The 15691-nt window shown below is 64.0% G+C and carries 17 protein-coding genes and 1 pseudogene; 10 read left to right on the plus strand and 8 right to left on the minus strand.

What is annotated here, in order from left to right; genetic code table 11:
* The first annotated feature begins 61 nt into the window (after positions 1-61).
* From HAPAU_RS07790 to HAPAU_RS07805, 4 genes are all read left to right on the plus strand, one after another.
* Entirely contained in the window at positions 62-706 is a 645-nt protein-coding gene (locus tag HAPAU_RS07790; protein WP_066381309.1) for a metal-dependent hydrolase, read from the plus strand.
* 36 nt (positions 707-742) lie between these two features.
* On the plus strand, positions 743-1225 hold the full coding sequence (locus tag HAPAU_RS07795) for a GNAT family N-acetyltransferase (RefSeq protein WP_066381311.1): 483 nt from the start codon (positions 743-745) through the stop codon (positions 1223-1225).
* Positions 1226-1340: 115 nt separating this feature from the next.
* Entirely contained in the window at positions 1341-2525 is a 1185-nt protein-coding gene (locus HAPAU_RS07800; RefSeq protein WP_066381314.1) for a metal-dependent hydrolase family protein, read from the plus strand.
* Positions 2526-2608: 83 nt separating this feature from the next.
* Positions 2609-3061 (plus strand): pyridoxamine 5'-phosphate oxidase family protein, encoded by a 453-nt coding sequence (locus tag HAPAU_RS07805; RefSeq protein ID WP_066381316.1) that lies wholly within the window; start codon positions 2609-2611, stop codon positions 3059-3061.
* A 50-nt stretch (positions 3062-3111) separates the two neighbouring features.
* On the opposite strand, the gene HAPAU_RS07810 is transcribed toward HAPAU_RS07805, so the two are convergent.
* The gene (locus HAPAU_RS07810; protein ID WP_066381318.1) at positions 3112-4365 is read right to left on the minus strand and encodes a hypothetical protein; all 1254 of its coding nucleotides are present in this window, start codon (positions 4363-4365) and stop codon (positions 3112-3114) included.
* A 94-nt stretch (positions 4366-4459) separates the two neighbouring features.
* On the opposite strand from HAPAU_RS07810, the gene HAPAU_RS07815 reads away from it, so the two are divergent.
* Entirely contained in the window at positions 4460-5929 is a 1470-nt protein-coding gene (locus HAPAU_RS07815) for a replication factor C large subunit (protein WP_066381320.1), read from the plus strand.
* A gap of 60 nt (positions 5930-5989) precedes the next feature.
* Complete coding sequence (locus HAPAU_RS20890) at positions 5990-6142, plus strand: hypothetical protein (protein WP_157078434.1); 153 nt, start codon at positions 5990-5992, stop codon at positions 6140-6142.
* Here the strand turns inward: HAPAU_RS20890 and HAPAU_RS07820 are convergent.
* Positions 6136-6966 carry a COX15/CtaA family protein gene (locus HAPAU_RS07820; protein ID WP_066381321.1) on the minus strand — a complete coding sequence of 277 codons (831 nt, stop codon included), beginning with the start codon at positions 6964-6966 and terminating at the stop codon, positions 6136-6138. The two genes, HAPAU_RS20890 and HAPAU_RS07820, sit on opposite strands and share 7 nt — an antisense overlap.
* A 124-nt stretch (positions 6967-7090) precedes the next feature.
* On the opposite strand from HAPAU_RS07820, the gene HAPAU_RS07825 reads away from it, so the two are divergent.
* Positions 7091-8161 (plus strand): M24 family metallopeptidase, encoded by a 1071-nt coding sequence (locus HAPAU_RS07825; RefSeq protein WP_066381323.1) that lies wholly within the window; start codon positions 7091-7093, stop codon positions 8159-8161.
* Here the strand turns inward: HAPAU_RS07825 and HAPAU_RS07830 are convergent.
* A complete protein-coding gene (locus tag HAPAU_RS07830) occupies positions 8158-8784 on the minus strand; it encodes a reverse transcriptase-like protein (RefSeq protein ID WP_066381325.1) in 627 nt (208 codons plus the stop codon). The two genes, HAPAU_RS07825 and HAPAU_RS07830, sit on opposite strands and share 4 nt — an antisense overlap.
* 79 nt (positions 8785-8863) lie before the next feature.
* On the opposite strand from HAPAU_RS07830, the gene HAPAU_RS07835 reads away from it, so the two are divergent.
* Both HAPAU_RS07835 and HAPAU_RS07840 read left to right on the plus strand, forming a co-directional pair.
* Positions 8864-9793 carry a DMT family transporter gene (locus HAPAU_RS07835; protein WP_066381327.1) on the plus strand — a complete coding sequence of 310 codons (930 nt, stop codon included), beginning with the start codon at positions 8864-8866 and terminating at the stop codon, positions 9791-9793.
* Positions 9794-9909: 116 nt separating this feature from the next.
* Entirely contained in the window at positions 9910-10668 is a 759-nt protein-coding gene (locus HAPAU_RS07840; protein WP_066381329.1) for an ABC transporter ATP-binding protein, read from the plus strand.
* 224 nt (positions 10669-10892) lie between these two features.
* On the opposite strand, the gene HAPAU_RS07845 is transcribed toward HAPAU_RS07840, so the two are convergent.
* The 4 genes from HAPAU_RS07845 to HAPAU_RS07860 form a co-directional block, all read right to left on the minus strand.
* Complete coding sequence (locus HAPAU_RS07845; RefSeq protein ID WP_066381335.1) at positions 10893-11159, minus strand: hypothetical protein; 267 nt, start codon at positions 11157-11159, stop codon at positions 10893-10895.
* A 172-nt stretch (positions 11160-11331) separates the two neighbouring features.
* Positions 11332-11577, minus strand: coding sequence for a hypothetical protein (locus HAPAU_RS07850; protein WP_066381336.1), 246 nt, complete (start codon positions 11575-11577; stop codon positions 11332-11334).
* Between the two features lie 132 nt (positions 11578-11709).
* On the minus strand, positions 11710-12141 hold the full coding sequence (locus tag HAPAU_RS07855) for a universal stress protein (protein WP_066381337.1): 432 nt from the start codon (positions 12139-12141) through the stop codon (positions 11710-11712).
* Positions 12142-12179: 38 nt separating this feature from the next.
* Positions 12180-13946, minus strand: coding sequence for an ATP-binding protein (locus tag HAPAU_RS07860; protein ID WP_066381338.1), 1767 nt, complete (start codon positions 13944-13946; stop codon positions 12180-12182).
* A 78-nt stretch (positions 13947-14024) separates the two neighbouring features.
* On the opposite strand from HAPAU_RS07860, the gene HAPAU_RS07865 reads away from it, so the two are divergent.
* Positions 14025-14369 carry a DUF7113 family protein gene (locus tag HAPAU_RS07865; RefSeq protein WP_066381339.1) on the plus strand — a complete coding sequence of 115 codons (345 nt, stop codon included), beginning with the start codon at positions 14025-14027 and terminating at the stop codon, positions 14367-14369.
* 42 nt (positions 14370-14411) lie between these two features.
* Here the strand turns inward: HAPAU_RS07865 and HAPAU_RS07870 are convergent.
* A pseudogene (locus HAPAU_RS07870) lies at positions 14412-15596 on the minus strand (SLC13 family permease); the annotation flags it as partial.
* Positions 15597-15691: the final 95 nt, after the last annotated feature.

Here is a 15691-nt window from a genome sequence, read left to right on the forward strand (position 1 = left end):
ATCGGTCCGTACCCCTCCACTAGCAACCAGACTCATATAGAGTTACGTGTTACTGTGTCCCATGCCACCAGTGACTGTCCATATCGCCCTCGGGGGACTGATAGGTGCGGTACTTCTCGCGAACCACTTCGACATCCGATCGATTCTCCTCGTTATGGTGGCCGCGGGCGTCCCTGACCTCGATGTGTTCGTCGGGTTCGTCATTCCCGGCGCACACCGGGCGGCGTTACACACGCTGTTGTTTCCCGTCCTCCTCACCGCCCTGCTCGTCTGGGACGTCTATCTCCGCGAGACGTCGTACGTCCGCGAACGCTGGAACGACTACGGCGTTCATGTCGCTTGGGTCGCCATCGTCTCCATAACGCTTGCCCACCTCCTCCTCGATTCGTTCGGCTCCGGTATCAACGCGTTCTGGCCGCTGTACGACCGCTTTTACATGCTCTCGGGCGACGTTGTGCTCTGGCACGACAACGGGTTCACCGTCGACTTCGTTCGCGTCATCGAACTCGGGACCACCGCCGACACCCACTACGGGACGGGCTTCGACACGGTGCGGGCCGACGGGAGGCGGCGCTTCCCGGTGGCCCTGACCGGCGAGCAGTTCGTGTTGCTGGTGGCGAGCGGGATGGTCGTCTTCCGGCGCATCGTCGACGAACAGCGCGCACCCACGACGTCCGGAACCGCCGAGTACCTGAGCGAGGACTAACGACAGTTCGAAGCACCCTCCCGACGAACCGCCCGCATGGACCTTCGACCCTACGAACCCGCCGATGACGACGCACTCTGGGAACTCAAGGAAGCCTTCGAGACGGATCTCGGGGCCGGGACGGGTGGCGAGGAGAAGGCGGCGACCTACGAGGCGAAACTCACCCCCGCGTATCGCGAGCGGTATCTCGCGTGGGTCGGGCGCTGTGTCGCCGACGACCCCCGGTGTGTGACCGTCGCTGCGGGGAACGACCTCGTGGGCTACGCCTTCGTCCTCCCCGAACGGCTGGCGATGGTCTGGGACGCCGCGGTGCTGAACGAACTCTACGTCGCACCCGAACACCGGGGAACGGGTATCGCCGACGACCTGATGGATGCGGCATGTACGCTCGCGCGCGATCAGGACCTCCCATTGGATCGACTCGTTCTCGACGTGGACCCCGAAAACGCCCGTGCGCAGGCGTTTTACGACCGCTACGGCTTCGAACCGTGGGGAGAGATGGTCGCGCGAGAGCTGTAGGATAAACCAGTACCGGCGATACGAACTACGGGACTCGATCGTCGAAGGACATCGCATCCCGGTACCGGGCGAGCGGTTCGTGCCATTCAAGCCCTTCGGCCGATAAACTCCGGTAATGATTCTGCGGGACGCGCGCCTGTTCGACGGGCGCGAGGAGGTAGCGACGGACGGCGCGATCCGATTCGACCCCGAGTCGGGGCGGATCGAGGCGGTCGGCGACGCCGACCCACAGGGCGACGAACCGGTGATCTCGCTGTCGGACCACACGATACTGCCCGGATTGGTCGATGCCCACGTTCACTTCTCGCTGTCGGGGCAGGCGACCGTCGAGGACGTCGTCGGGCAAAGCGACGCCGAACTCACACTGACGGAGGTGAAAAACGCCCGGACGACCCTCGAATCGGGCGTGACGAGCGTGCGCGCGATGGGTGCGCGAGATCTTGACGTCGTCCTCAAAGGGGCGATCGATCGCGGTGAGATCCCCGGACCCCGTACCCTCGCGAACTGCCGCTCGATCACGATCACGGGCGGGCACGGCCACCACCTCGGCCGGGAGGTCGACGGCCCGACGGAGTGTCGCAAGGCGGTCCGCGAGCAGGTCAAGCGGGGTGCGGGCTTCATCAAGTTCATGGCCACCGGCGGGGTCACTACTCCCGGAACCGACCCCGAAACGCTCGCCTTCACCCACGAGGAACTAGAGGCACTGATCGACGAGGCCCACCGTCGTGGGGTCCACGTGGCGACCCACGCCCACGGCGCCGAGGGGATCAAGGCCGCGGCGGCGGCGGGCGTCGACACGGTCGAACACGGCACGTTCATGGACGAGGAGGCGATCGACCTGCTGGTAACGAACGACGTGACGCTCGTCCCCACCCTGTCGGCCCCCTACCGGATCGCGCGCAACACCGAGCAGGCGACCGAGGAGAGTTCGCGAAAGACCGGAGGCGTCTACGAACGACACATCGATTCGTTCAAACGGGCCTACGAGGCCGGCGTAACCATTGCGGGCGGTACGGACGTCGGGACGCCCTTCAACTACCACGGAACAAATAGTACAGAAATCTCCTTCATGGTCGAACACGGAATGGCCCCCGAAGAAGCGATCACGGCGATGACCGCGAGCGCCGCCGACGTGGTCGGCCTCGACGTGGGGGTCCTCGAACCCGGGAAGTTCGCCGACCTGCTCGTCGTCGAGGGCAATCCATTGGAAGACGTCTCGCTGCTTCGCGAACCGACGGCGGTACTGAAGGGCGGGGAGGGCGTATCGGGACGGCTTCCCAACGATCCAAACGGTCACTGATCGGGTGACGACGGCCCGCTCGGATGCACGATGTGAAGGCGGTCGGGTGTGTTTATGCCGTTTGCTCACGAACCTCACGGGGGATGACAACGGAATCGTTCGGCGAGATTACGGGGACGGGGATGGACAGGGAAGAGATCGAAGCGTTTCTCCACGAACAGGGGATCGGGGTGTTGTCGCTCGCGAACAACGGGGAGGCCTACGGCGTGCCGGTGTCATTCGGCTACGACGGGGAAGAACGGCTCTACTTCGTCTTCCTCCAGGTCGGCGAGGAGAGCAGAAAGGAGGCGTTCGCCGCGGCGACCGAGCGGGCCAGTTTCACGGTCTCCGATGTCGAGTCGAAACACGCCTGGCGGAGCGTGATCGCACACGGACGGATCCGGGAAGTGGACGACGACGAGTGGGAGACGGTCAGGAACTCTATCGACGACAACGCGTGGTATCCGAGCCTCTTCTCGGAGGCCGAGCCCATGCGTGACATACAGGGCTGGGTACTGGAGATCGAGGAGACGTCCGGCCAGAAGAACGAGGGTTGATCGCTGCTGTCGTCGGAAAAACAGGACGCCAAACGTAGTCCGGTGCCCGATCAATCGATCAGGCGCGATTCGAGTACCTCAGCGATCTGCTCGTTGGTCTCGGGACTGTAGTGGCCGCCCTCGCCGCGCTGGACGTATAGTGATTCGGGGTCTCCCGAGAGGTGCTCGGCCATGTCGATCGTCTCCAGTTCCGGGTAGCGCTCGTCGAGGTGGTCCATGAGATCGCCGTAGATCGGGCCGTGGTCGGCCTCGTAGGTCGCATAGCGCAGTTGCTGGACCATCACGAAGGTCGGGGTGAAGTCGTGTTCGTTCGCGTAGTCGACGAACTCGCCGATCAGAGCGTCGAAGAGGTCGGCCTTCAGGTCGAACAGCCGCTCGTGGTAGCGCACCCGGGACTGTTCGAGCCTGAGGGTCGTCGCCGCCTGTCGGGCCCCGAAGTCGATCCCCGGGATCGAGATCCCGTACTCGCTTTCGAGGTCCATCCCCGCCGCGTAGAGCGCGTACTTGACCTGGTCGGGGTCGTCGAGGAAGTCGGTGGCGTACGGGAAGCCTGCCAGATGGGGCTTGAACCAGTTCTCGTAGTGGTCGTCGTGAGTGCGCAGAAAGTCGGCGCGCGCTTCGAGAGCGAGGAGGTCCTCCTTCTCGTCGACGGGACTCTCGACGAGTTCGAGTTCACCGTCCCGGAGCTCGTATCGCGGTTTCACGGCCAGCACGTTTCCGAACTCCTGGTAGTGTTTCCATACCGAGAGGATCCGGGCGATCGAGGAAGCGGTGACGACCATACAGACGTGGTCGGTGGGGTCCTCGGGGTACTGGCGTTTCATCCGAAGCAGTGCCTGATCGAGCCCGTAGTTCCCGCCGCCGTAGTTAGCGACGTGCGAATCGATCGTCCGTGCGAAATGGTTCTGGAAGGTGTCCTCGTCGTCGACCTCCCGGCAGAAACAGTACGAGTCGCCGTAGGTCGAGACCGCACCGCGGCCCTCCTCGCGGTCGGCCGCGGGACAGACCCGACTGCCGTACTCGTCGGTGGAGTAGGTGACGACGCTTTCGACCTCCTCGCCGGGGAGGTGGTCGCCGGTGTCCTTCTGTTTTTGCTGGTCGGGTTGTGGAACCCATCCGAGCTCCGGGTCGAAACTGGTGTACTTCCTCAGTAGTTCGGGACTGATGCCGGGGAATTCCTCCAGAACGACGGTCGGCATACTGCCCAGCCCCTCGCCGTAGCGTTTGAGCGCACGCTGTGAGAGCAGTTCGACAGCGATCAGTGCGGCGACGAGCGCGAGCGCTATCGGAACGACGGTTACCATCGCCTTCGGCTATCCGGACGGGCCATAAAGGCGTTCTGCCGGATTCGTCCGGAAGTTCGCAACCACTAAACGCATCACACACCTCCCTTCGACAATGGCCGACTGGACCGAGACGTACCGCCCCTCGACGCTGTCGGAGGTACGGGGCAACGACAAGGCCCGAGACGCCCTCCGCGAGTGGGCCGAGAACTGGGAGGACCACCGCAAAGCGGTCATCCTCCACGGGAGTCCCGGCGTCGGCAAGACCTCCGCGGCCCACGCGCTCGCGAACGACTTCGACTGGCCGACGATCGAACTCAACGCCTCGGACCAGCGCAAGGCCGACATCGTCAAACGGATCGCCGGCGAGGCCGCCCAAAGTGGTACCCTGACCGAAGGGGGTGCGGGTCGTCGACTCGTGATCCTCGACGAGGCCGACAACTTCCACGGCAACGTGGACTACGGGGGTTCGCGGGCGGTCACCGACGTGATCAAGTCGGCGAGCCAACCGGTCGTGCTGATCGCAAACGAGTTCTACGACATGTCCCAGAGCCTGCGCAACAACTGCGAGACCGTCGAGTTCCGCGACGTCTCGAAGCGTTCGATCGTTCCCGTGCTGCGGGACATCTGCCGTCAGGAAGGTATCGAGTTCGAGGCCGAGGCCCTAGAGGCGATCGCCGAGAACACCGATGGCGACCTACGTTCGGCGATCAACGACCTGCAGGCGATCGCCGAGACAGAGGATCGACTGACCGAGGAGGCGGTCGTCACCGGCGAGCGCGACCGAACGAAGGGGATCTTCGACCTCCTCGACGAGGTGATCAAGACCGCAAGCGCTCAGGAGGCGTTGTATGCCTCCTACGACGTCGACGAGACGCCCGACGACCTGATCAACTGGATCGAGGACAACGTTCCCAAGGACTTTTCGGGAGCGGAACTCGCCGACGCCTACGCTTCCCTCGCGCGGGCCGACCAATGGCTCGGGCGCGTGCGTGCGACGCAGAACTATTCGTACTGGCGCTACGCGGGCGACAACATGACCGCCGGGGTCGCCGCCGCACGTCGGGAGCCCAAAGGCGGGTGGACCCGCTACGGCCCGCCGAGCTACTGGCGCAAGCTCGGTAGTTCGCGGGGTGCGCGCGACCGCCGGGACTACGTCGCCCGGAAGATCGCCGAGTCGGGGGGGATGAGTATGTCGAGCGCACGTCGGGAGGTCCTGCCCTATCTCGCGGCGATGACCCATCACTGCAAAAACCGTGAGCTAACCGTAGCCATGACCGCCCGGTACGAACTGGACGCCGACCACGTCTCCTTCGTGACCGGCAGTGGGAAGGACACTAACAAAATCCAAGGGATCGTCGCGGACGCCCAGCGACTGCGCGAGGAGGCCGCCGTCGAGGGTTCCGAGGGCGCCTTCGAGGGCGCACGGCGGTCGAACGGTGGGAGCGAAGAGGGCCGGAACGAGCCCCTCGGGCCCGACCAGCCCGGAGAGAACGACGACAGCGAGGTCGACACCGACGAAAGCAACGGCGACGAAGGGACGGACGCCGACGAGTCCCAGTCGGGACTCGGCGACTTCATGTGACTCTACCCGTTCGTTAGGACCGTCGTAGTTATATGTAATCACATTGTATTGTGTAGTCCCATGGTCTCCGAAACCCTCCACGTTACCTGTCCCCACTGTGGTTCCGTGACAGCGGCCGCCACGGAACCGACCGTGACGTCAGCCGACCGCCTGAAAGGCATCGTCGAGAACTGTACTGGCTGTGAGAACCCCTTCGACCTGTACTACTACTGAGCCTGCGGGCCGGCAGTAGCGGGTCCGATCCGGTAGGTGAGCCACACCGCAGCGACCGCGATCACAAAGACCGTCGCCATCGCCGTGGTATCGAGCAGCTGGATCAGGTCAGTATAGACGTACCGACCCAACAACAGTTGAGCCGCGAGAAACGCCGACCCGACGCCCGCGAGTAGACGCACCCGCACGAGGCGTGGGATCGTCGATCCGAGCAGGCTCGACCAGATCGCGACGGCGAGCAGTGTCGCGAACATCGCGAGGCCGACCGCGTAGTAGATCGCCTGTACGGCCGCGGTGTGGGCCACCAGCGTACCCGGTGACAACGCGATGAGCACCGGGAACAGTCCCACGACCACGAACAGCGCATAGCGGATCCGCGCGAGGCTCGCCACCTCCGGGAGATACCACAGCGTCGCCACGGTGATCGATCCGAAGATCACGATCGCGGTGAGGAAGTGGGCGGTGAGGTAGAACAACGAGTAGTCGAGCACCGTTCCGGCCCCTAACAGCGCCTGCAGCGGGTAGAGCACGAGAGCGGTCGTCATCGCCAGTTTGATCCGGCGGTCGTCCTGCCAGCGCCAGGTCCCGTAGGTCGCACCGATCACGACGAATCCGGCGATCATCGCGATCAGTCGGTGGAACCACTCGATGAAGCTCGGCCAGTTAGCGGGAAACAGCCCGAAGACCGCGCCGTCACACAGCGGCCACCGGCCCGCACAGGTCAGTCCCGCACCCGATGCGGCGGTGTAGATCCCGATCAGGAGGAGGAGGTAGGTGAGTACCGCCGTCGAGAGCAACAGTCCGCGTAGTCGTGAGCGACTCATCGCCTCGTCCCGCGAATCAGGGTCGGTTGCATGCCAATACCGACGTTCGGGTCCGGCCGCACATAGGTCTGTTCAACCGCTCCGTCCCCGGCAGTTTTGTACTCCCTCGGAGAGAGTGGCGGATATGAAACGGACTCGACTCGACGCCTACCGGATGCGCCACGACCTCGATTCGATCTGGCTCGCCCAACCGGAAAACTTCGCATGGCTCACCGGTGGAGACAACGTCGTCGACCGCGCGGGCAAAATCGGCGTTGCCGCCGCGGGCTACGACGGCCACGAGGTGACAGTGATCACCGACAACATCGAGGCAGCTCGACTCGCTGAGGAGGAACTCTCGGACGAGCGCGTCCTCACCTACGACTGGTACGTCGGTTCGCTCGCCGATGCCGTCGCGTCCTACACCGACGGGCGGGCGGCTGCCGACTTTCGAGTACCCGGCCTGCGACACGTCGATATTTCGTCGCTCCGCTACCCGCTGACTGAGGACGACATCGGGCGGTATCGTGATCTCGGTCGCGAGACGGCCGAAGTCGTCGAGGGAGTCTGTCGGGGACTCGAACCGACCGACACCGAACGGGAGGTCGCCGCGGATCTTCAGGGAAGGCTCGCCGACCGGGGAATCGACTCGCCCGTCGCGCTCGTCGGCGGCGCGAAGCGCGCCCGCGAGTACCGCCACTACACGCCGACAACGAAGAAGTTAGGGAAGTACGCGCTCGTCTCCGTGACCGCCCGCCGGGACGGTCTGTATGCGAGCTGTACCCGTACCGTGGCGTTTAACGCCCCCGACTGGCTCGAATCGCGCCACGAGGCCGCGACGAAGGTGGAGACGGCGGCGATCGCGGCCACCAAAAGGGTGGGGCAAGCGGGCGGCCAAGCGCGGGAGGTCTTCGGAGCGATCCAGAAGGCGTATCGGGACGTGAGCTATCCGCGCGAGTGGCAGCGCCACCACCAAGGCGGAGCCGCCGGCTATCGAGGGCGGGAATGGATCGCGACCCCGTGGCACGGCGGGGAGGTGACGCTGCCGATGGCTTATGCGTGGAACCCCACCGTACAGGGTGCGAAAAGCGAGGATACGGTGTTAGTGACCGAGAACGACCCGGAGGTTCTGACGAGTACCGGCGAGTGGCCGACCGGGTCGGTCTCGATGAACGGGCTCGAACTCGAACGGCCGGCGATCCTCCCGCTCGACTAGTCGCTCGCGTGGCGGTCGGCCCGTGACGGCGGCGGGACGCCCGGCCCGCCCCTCGCGGGGGGCGTCTCGGGTCGGAGACACCGTGCCGGTTCACGGTTGACGTGGGCGTATTCCTCGGGCGAGTTCGCGAGCGGATGGGCGGGGTTTTCGGTTCCGTCGATCACCGCTGCACGCAGTTCTTCGAAACCGGCGATTCGAGCGCGGATACCCCGCCAGTGGTTCTGTCCCGCAGGCGGGATACGGATCTCGCCGGGGTACCAGCCGTCACGCGTGGCCAGTGCCGTGGCGTTGACGTTGGTCGCAAGCGAGTCGTGATCGGTGAGGACGCCGACGCGGGCGGTACGGGGGGCGCGCGCGGCGAGCACGTCGAGCCCGAAGTGAAGCGCCTGGTACTCGGCGACGTTGTTGTCGGTTGCGGTGGTGGGGAGAGCGAAACGGGCGACTCGCCTTCCGTCCCGTGTCTCGATGACGACTCCCATTCCCGCCCGATGGTCGTGGAGGTGATAGGACCCATCGGTCGCGACGTAGAAGTCGCGGTGATGGGTTCGTGGTGGATGGGCGACGTGGGGAGTCGGGGCGCTATCGAATCGATCTCGGAGGGACCGGCGGCCATAGGCGGCCATACTATGGGTATGATGGTGATCCTATATAAGCGTGGCCCGGAGCCGATTCCTTCAAGACGGTCGCCGCGACAGTTCGAGCGTGAGCAGGTACCGAACTCCCGTTCTGTTTCTCCTGTTGTCGGTCTTCTGGGGGACGGCCTTCGTCGCCATCAGAGGCGGCCTCGAGTACTTCCCACCCGTACTGTTTGCGGCGCTGCGCTACGACCTCGCGGCAGTCTTCATGCTCGCGTATGCGGCTATCGTGACCGATCGCCCGGTCCCTCGGACCGGTGGCGAATGGGGTCTCGTCGTCATCGGCGGCGTCCTGCTCATCGCCGCCTATCACGCGCTGTTGTTCATCGGCCAGCAGAGCGTGACCAGCGCGATGGCGGCCGTGGTCGTCAGCCTCTCGCCGGTGCTGACCACCGCCTTCGCGCGGATCTGGCTGCCGAGCGAACGCCTCACACCGGCCGGTCTCCTCGGGATGGCGCTCGGACTCCTCGGCGTCGTGATTCTCTCGCGACCCGATCCCGAAAACATCCTCTCGGCGGACGTGATCGCCACCGGCCTGATCCTCGCAGCGGCGACCGCCTTCGCGCTCGGCAGCGTGTTGCTCAGGCGAAGCGAGGCCGAACTCCCGATCGAGACACTAGAGGGGTGGTCGATGGCGCTCGGTGCGCTGTTGATGCATACCCTTTCCGTTCTACTGGCGAGCGAGTCGTTCGCGGCGATCGAGTGGACCGCCGAGGCGGTCCTCGCGCTCGCCTATCTCGCGGTCGTCTCGAGTGCGATCGGCTTTCTCCTCTATTTCGACCTGCTCGAACGGCTGGGACCGATCGAGATCAACCTCGTCTCCTACGTCGTTCCCGTCGTCGCCGCCGTCGCGGGCTGGCTGTTGCTCGCCGAGTCGATCGATGCCACGACGATCGGTGGGTTTCTCGTCATCTTCGTCGGGTTCTGTCTGATCAAGCGCCGGCAACTCGCCGCCGAACTCCCCGCGATGCGGGCCGCGATAACCGACCGGCTGTGACCGATCACGAGGGTTATAGTACCTGCCTATGAGTGAGAATCGAACACGATCCTGTTCGATCAGTTCAGACTGAGTTAGTAGGAAAATATATACACTGCTGCCGGTAACACGACTCTATGTCTCCCGCAATCGAAACCGAGGGGCTGAGCAAGCGCTACGATGAAGAGGTCGCCGTGAACGATCTCTCGGTCTCGATCGATCCGGGAACCGTCTACGGTTTTCTGGGGCCGAACGGCGCGGGAAAGACGACCACGATGCGGATGCTCACGACCCTGACTCGACCCACCAGTGGCACCGCGCGCGTCGCCGGCGCGTCCATCGAGGACCGCGACACCGTCACCCCACACATCGGTTATCTCCCCGACGAACCGCCGCTGTACGACGAGTTGACGGGGCGCGAGCAACTGACCTACATCGCCGGTCTCCGGGACCTCCCCGAGGCCGAGACCCACGAACGGATGACCGACCTGTTCGATCGCTTCGACCTCCTCGAGGACGCGGACAAACGGATCGACTCGTACTCGACGGGGATGCGAAAGAAACTCGGCATCATGCAGGCGGTGATCCACCATCCCCGTGTCGTCTTTCTCGACGAGCCGACGACGGGGCTCGACCCGCGGGCCGCCCGGACCATGCGCGACACCATCGCGGAACTCGCCGCCCGCGAGATGACGATCTTCCTCTCGACACACATTCTCCCCGTCGTCGACGAACTCGCCGACTCAGTGGGCGTGATTCACGAGGGGCGTCTCGTCGCGGAGGGGGCCCCCGAGGAACTGAAACGGCGGGCCGAAACCGGCGAACAGCGCAGCCTTGAGGACGCGTTTCTCGACGTCACGCACGACACTCCTGAGACGAACGTTCCCACCCGGTAACCCGCCGTGGGGAACAACGGATCGTGATACGGATCCCGGACCCGCTCGTCGTCGAGAACCGCACGCACTCGGTGGCGTGTCATCTCCACGACGATCGATGTCCTTGATCACGACTCTTCGGGTCCGTATTGAAACCCGTTCGGAAACGCCGGAAGGGCCGGATTGGAGAACAGGCGAGTTATTCCCGATCGAACGGTTCGTAGTCACCGACGAGCAATCACGGCTCAGTCGCGGTTGTATCGGTGACCACAGACGATCGCAGCGGCGTGAATCGCGAGTAGCGCGAGGAAGGCGGTGAGCTGGGCTGTCGAGCCGAGTCCACTGACCAGTAAGGGGAGGTATAAAAACGGGAGCGCGATGGCACTCCAGAAGGCGATCGCCTCGATCGGGCGGGAGAGCGTCGAAACGACGAATCGATCCGACTGATCGGAGGGCTGTTCTGCGTCCGTGCGAGTGGACGTGCTGTCAGTGTGGATGGAGGGTATTGACATCGAGTGACACCTCGTGTCTGTTCAACTATATGTTAGATTACTATATATAATGGCGTGAGTTTTAACATGATTTTCAGTCATTTCACGCTGCTAGGCGACACATACGGACGTTTCACGACGGGGTGAGAATAGATCATATAGTTTATACTATTCTAAGAACCATTTTCGTATTTTATGTCCTATCTATTACAACGGATACCGACCGGTTGGCCGTAGCTACGATCGTTCCGAGAGCGAGCATCACCAAACCGATCGCTCGGACACGCCGTTCCGTCCGTTCGTTCACATCGAAGTCGGCGGCCAACAGTCGACGGTAGGCGTACCGGGCGGTCGCGAGCAGGACCCGCGGTGCGAGGAGGTGAGCGAGACCCACACCGATGAACCCGCTACCGACGGTCGTGGTATCGAGTCGTACCATACCTCATGGGAAGGGTTTCGACGGGTAAAAACCGTACAGTCGTCGTTCAGGAGCGAGCGGTCAACTAACGGCAAACGGTTCTGTAGGCCTGCAGCTAGTCGAAAAACGGACGGTGAGCGTCAGTCCGGGCCGTCATCGAACGACAGTCACGGGACAGGGGGATCGCCGAACGACGGTTTCGGCAACGCTTCCGAGGAGGATTCGCGAGACGCCGTCGCGACCGTGACTCCCCATGACGATCTGGTCGATGTCGTGATCCTCGGCGTAGTCGACGATCCCACGGGCTGTCGGCCCGAGTACGGTTTCAGCGTCGAGTGTGACCCCGTATTCGTCCGCGAGCGCGCGCGCCTGATCGAACCGTTCGTCGGCACGCTCCTTTTCGATCTCCATCCATTGATCGGCGTACGAGGCCATCCCCATCTCGGTTCCTCCGGCACTCATCTCCGCAGGGTTGAGAACGGTGAGTACCGTGAACGCCGCGTGGGGGAGCTCACGCATTGCGTATTCCAGTGCCTCCTGTGCCTGTGGCGAGCCGTCGATCGGGACGAGAACCTGATGAGCCATACGGGGATCATCACCGCCCCGCCAATTATAGCCTACGCCTAATCGTGTTTAGTGAGACACTTCGAAAGCCCGATCAGTTCGACGGGTTCGGAGTTGTCCGGCGAGTAAACGACCATCTGTCCTTTTTCCATATAGGGCACTTTCCCCGCGAGGTTCGCCGGAATGTTCACCGCCGAAATGGCCTCGGCGTCGCCGAGATTGAGGACGAGTTTGGTGTTGATCTGCTTGAAAACGGCGTCGGCGATGTCCTGTGGGTCCTGTGTGATGAGGAACAGTCCGAGCCGTTCCTTGCGGCCCTGTTTCACGGCTTCGGCGAACTTCCCGATGACCTTTCCACCCTGAGCGCTGTCGGCACCGCTGAGGAAGTTGTGTGCCTCGTCCATCCCGAGTACGAGCGGCGTCTCTTTGATCCGGTCGAACTCGGGGTCGTTCGAGAGTTTCTGGTCGACCAGCAGGCTCGCGAGCGCGAGAACGACGACCTCCGTTGCCCGCGAGTCATTGATGTGGTAGGTCGGGACCACCGAGAGGCCGCCCGGACGGACGAACTCGGAGACGAGGTCGGTGATCGGCGGGGCGCTTTGGTCGAAAACGCTGTCGAAGCCGAGCGCACGGCGTTTGACCGCGTCGAACGTCGCCTCGTGGACGCGCCCGCTCTCGTCGAGTTCCTCGCGCAGTGCGGGGTCGTCGAGAAACGCCTTGAACTCCCGGTAGGATCCCGAATCGCCGTGTTGTTTGAAGAAGCGGTCGAGCAGGTAGGTCAGTGCGTTGTACTGGTTGTCGTTCAGGTCGCTCCCGGCGACGAGCCACTTGTTCCCCCGGACCATCGAGAAGGGGATGGTGAACTCGACGCACTCGGCGCGGTGATCGCCGCTGCTGTACGTCGAGGAACCGACTTTCGGGACGAACGCTTTCGTATCACTGTGCCCGCCGTGGGCGATCCCCTCGCGCTCGAAGGCGCGCTCGTCCTCGCGTTCTATGGCGGGATTGTCGTCGTGCATCTGGGCGTACTCGTCTTGCGGGTCGAACTGGACGACCGCGGGCGAGATCGCTCGTCCGTCGTCGAGTTCGTAGCCCCTCGCGGAGCCGAGGTACTGTCGGAGGATGTTCTTTGCCCCGTGGGTCTTTCCCGATCCGGTACCACCGGCGACCAGCGTGTGGCGGAAGACGAGCGGATCGCCCGCCCCGTAGTCGTCCTTCAGGCGATAGTCGATCGTGGGCGGTTCGGCCGCCGTCCGGACTTTCTCGCCGCCGACCGCCAGATGGCCCAGAAAGACGCCGTCTTCGGGCATCTTCAGACCCGTCTTGATCTCGTCGGTGTCGGTCGCCTCTCTGACCGTCGTCTCGGGTTTCGGGACTCGGTCGGCCATCCGGCGTTTCAACTCGTCCCCGTCGCCGTAGAGAACGGCGATCGGTTCGAGCGTCGCGAGGAACTTGTAATCGCGCTCCTCGACCTCGCCGTTTCGCATCGCCCGCCGGACGTGGATCTCGCTCGCGTCGTCGGTGTGAAACTCTTGGACGTACTCCAATCCAGTGATCCGACAGAACAGTTTCTCGTCGTCGGGATACGAAAGCAGGAGGTACTTTCCCAACCGGACGGCCGATCGATTACCGGCGGTGATCGAGGCCCGGATTTCCGTGTCGTCGCCGTCCTCGGCGATCTTCAGTCCTTGTGAGGCGGGGATCGTTCCGATCCCCGAATCGTGTCCCGCAGCGGAGATGGCGCTGTCTTCGAAGCGATCCGTCTCGGGATCGGCGTCGGTAGTGGAGGGCGAAGAGGAGGGCGTGAAATCACCGAGGTCGGACATGAATCGGCCATCGGGCGGTGGAAGTAAAACGTTTCTCACCGCCAACGGGCTTTTGCCCGCTCGCAGGGTAGAGGACGTATGCTTCTCATTCGGGGTAGCGCGCACGGCACGACGCTGACCGGGACGCTCTTCGAGCGTGGCGAGCGCGCACCCACTTTCCGGGGCGCACCCGACGAAGACGCCCCGTACGTCTGGGTCTGCGACGAGTTCTACGAGGTCGAAAGCGGCGGCTCGGAGATGGAGGTCGACGGCCGCTCGATGAACGTCGCCTTCGAATCGCCCATGCCCCGCGGGTTCGATACCCGCCAACAGGCCGTCGGCGCTGCCGAAGAACACGTCCGCACGCAGTTCGCCCGGATCGGGATCCCCCCCGCGGACGTGGAGATCGAGATCGAGAAGGCCGAACCGGGTGCGGAGATATAGGCCTGACACCGGCGTTTGCCGAATCCGGGTCGACTAGACGCCTCAGAGGAGTACGATTCCGCCGACGGTAACGAGCGACAACAGCAACTGCAGCGGCGCGCCGATCCGGAAGTAATCGCCGAAGCGATAGCCGCCGGGGCCGTAGACGAAGAGGTTGGTCTGGTAGCCGATCGGGCCGAGAAACGCCGTCGAGGCGGCGAAGGTCACCGCGAGGACGAACGCGAACGGGTTCGCGCCGATCTGTGCGGCAGAGGCCGCCGCGACCGGAATCATCAGGACGACGCTCGCGTTGTTGCTGACGACCTCAGTGATGAGTCCCGTTGCGATGTAAAACAGCCAGAGCACGGCGATCAGCGGGAGCGTTCCTGCCGCTTGGACGACCAGTACCGCGAGAAACGCCGCCGCGCCGGACTCCTCGAGAGCGATTCCGAGCGGGATGACGCCGGCCAGCAGGAAGACGATGTTCCACTCGACGCTGTCGTACAGTTCGGTCGGCTTCAGAACGCCGGTAACGATCATCGCAACGACTCCCGCGAGCGCGGTAATGAGGATCGGATAGATCTCGAGGGCGGCGACCGCGACGACGCCGACCATGATGGCGACGGCGATCGGGGCCTTCTCGGTTCGGTAGTCGGTACGGGGTGGTTGGCGGGCTACGATCACGTCCCGATCGCGTACGAGGCGATCGAGCGCCTCCGAGGTGGTTTGTACCAACAGGGTGTCGCCGACGACCAGTCGAGTGCCGACGATGCGCTCGCCGAGGAGTTCGCCCCGGCTTCGCAGTCCGAGGACGGCCGCGTCGAACTCCGCTCGGATCCGCTCGGGATCGAGGCGCTCGCCGACGAGCGACGAGTCGAACGAGACGACCAGTTCCGTGACGACGCCCTCCTCGTCGGCGGGGAACTCCGCCGCCGTCGGATGACCGGCGAATTCGAGTCCGGCGACGGCCCCGAGCGTCGCGATCGCCTCGCGGTCCGAGCGGACGACCAGCACGTCGTCTTCGAGCAGTCGCTCTTCTTGGCGCGGGGCGACCGATCGCCCCCCGTCCCGGACGATCTCGACGACGTCGACCTCGGGACCGAACGCCTCGGTCGCGTCCGCGACCGTCCCGCCGACGAACGGCCCATCGGGGACCACGACCACGTCGAAGACGTACTTGCCCACGTCGTACTCCTCGAGGTAATCGGCTCGTGGCGGAACGCGTTCGGGAAGGAGATGATGGCCGACTCGATCTGTACCACCGAAATCAAATCCGACATGATAACCGAACGACTAGAACGCTATTAACTCTTCCAACGATCGCCGATAGCTGACACGGTACC

The sequence above is a fragment of the Halalkalicoccus paucihalophilus genome, from assembly GCF_001593955.1.
Lineage (GTDB): Archaea > Halobacteriota > Halobacteria > Halobacteriales > Halalkalicoccaceae > Halalkalicoccus > Halalkalicoccus paucihalophilus.

Excerpts from the sequence above, each read along its gene's own strand:
- HAPAU_RS07850 (WP_066381336.1), bottom strand. The coding sequence starts at position 11,577 with ATGGTACGACTCGATACCACGACCGTCGGTAGCGGGTTCATCGGTGTG.
- HAPAU_RS07860 (WP_066381338.1), bottom strand. The coding sequence starts at position 13,946 with ATGTCCGACCTCGGTGATTTCACGCCCTCCTCTTCGCCCTCCACTACC.
- HAPAU_RS07865 (WP_066381339.1), top strand. The coding sequence starts at position 14,025 with ATGCTTCTCATTCGGGGTAGCGCGCACGGCACGACGCTGACCGGGACG.
- HAPAU_RS07840 (WP_066381329.1), top strand. The coding sequence starts at position 9,910 with ATGTCTCCCGCAATCGAAACCGAGGGGCTGAGCAAGCGCTACGATGAA.
- HAPAU_RS20890 (WP_157078434.1), top strand. The coding sequence starts at position 5,990 with ATGGTCTCCGAAACCCTCCACGTTACCTGTCCCCACTGTGGTTCCGTG.
- HAPAU_RS07810 (WP_066381318.1), bottom strand. The coding sequence starts at position 4,365 with ATGGTAACCGTCGTTCCGATAGCGCTCGCGCTCGTCGCCGCACTGATC.
- HAPAU_RS07815 (WP_066381320.1), top strand. The coding sequence starts at position 4,460 with ATGGCCGACTGGACCGAGACGTACCGCCCCTCGACGCTGTCGGAGGTA.
- HAPAU_RS07795 (WP_066381311.1), top strand. The coding sequence starts at position 743 with ATGGACCTTCGACCCTACGAACCCGCCGATGACGACGCACTCTGGGAA.
- HAPAU_RS07820 (WP_066381321.1), bottom strand. The coding sequence starts at position 6,966 with ATGAGTCGCTCACGACTACGCGGACTGTTGCTCTCGACGGCGGTACTC.
- HAPAU_RS07855 (WP_066381337.1), bottom strand. The coding sequence starts at position 12,141 with ATGGCTCATCAGGTTCTCGTCCCGATCGACGGCTCGCCACAGGCACAG.
- HAPAU_RS07790 (WP_066381309.1), top strand. The coding sequence starts at position 62 with ATGCCACCAGTGACTGTCCATATCGCCCTCGGGGGACTGATAGGTGCG.
- HAPAU_RS07825 (WP_066381323.1), top strand. The coding sequence starts at position 7,091 with ATGAAACGGACTCGACTCGACGCCTACCGGATGCGCCACGACCTCGAT.
- HAPAU_RS07805 (WP_066381316.1), top strand. The coding sequence starts at position 2,609 with ATGACAACGGAATCGTTCGGCGAGATTACGGGGACGGGGATGGACAGG.
- HAPAU_RS07830 (WP_066381325.1), bottom strand. The coding sequence starts at position 8,784 with ATGGCCGCCTATGGCCGCCGGTCCCTCCGAGATCGATTCGATAGCGCC.
- HAPAU_RS07845 (WP_066381335.1), bottom strand. The coding sequence starts at position 11,159 with ATGTCAATACCCTCCATCCACACTGACAGCACGTCCACTCGCACGGAC.
- HAPAU_RS07800 (WP_066381314.1), top strand. The coding sequence starts at position 1,341 with ATGATTCTGCGGGACGCGCGCCTGTTCGACGGGCGCGAGGAGGTAGCG.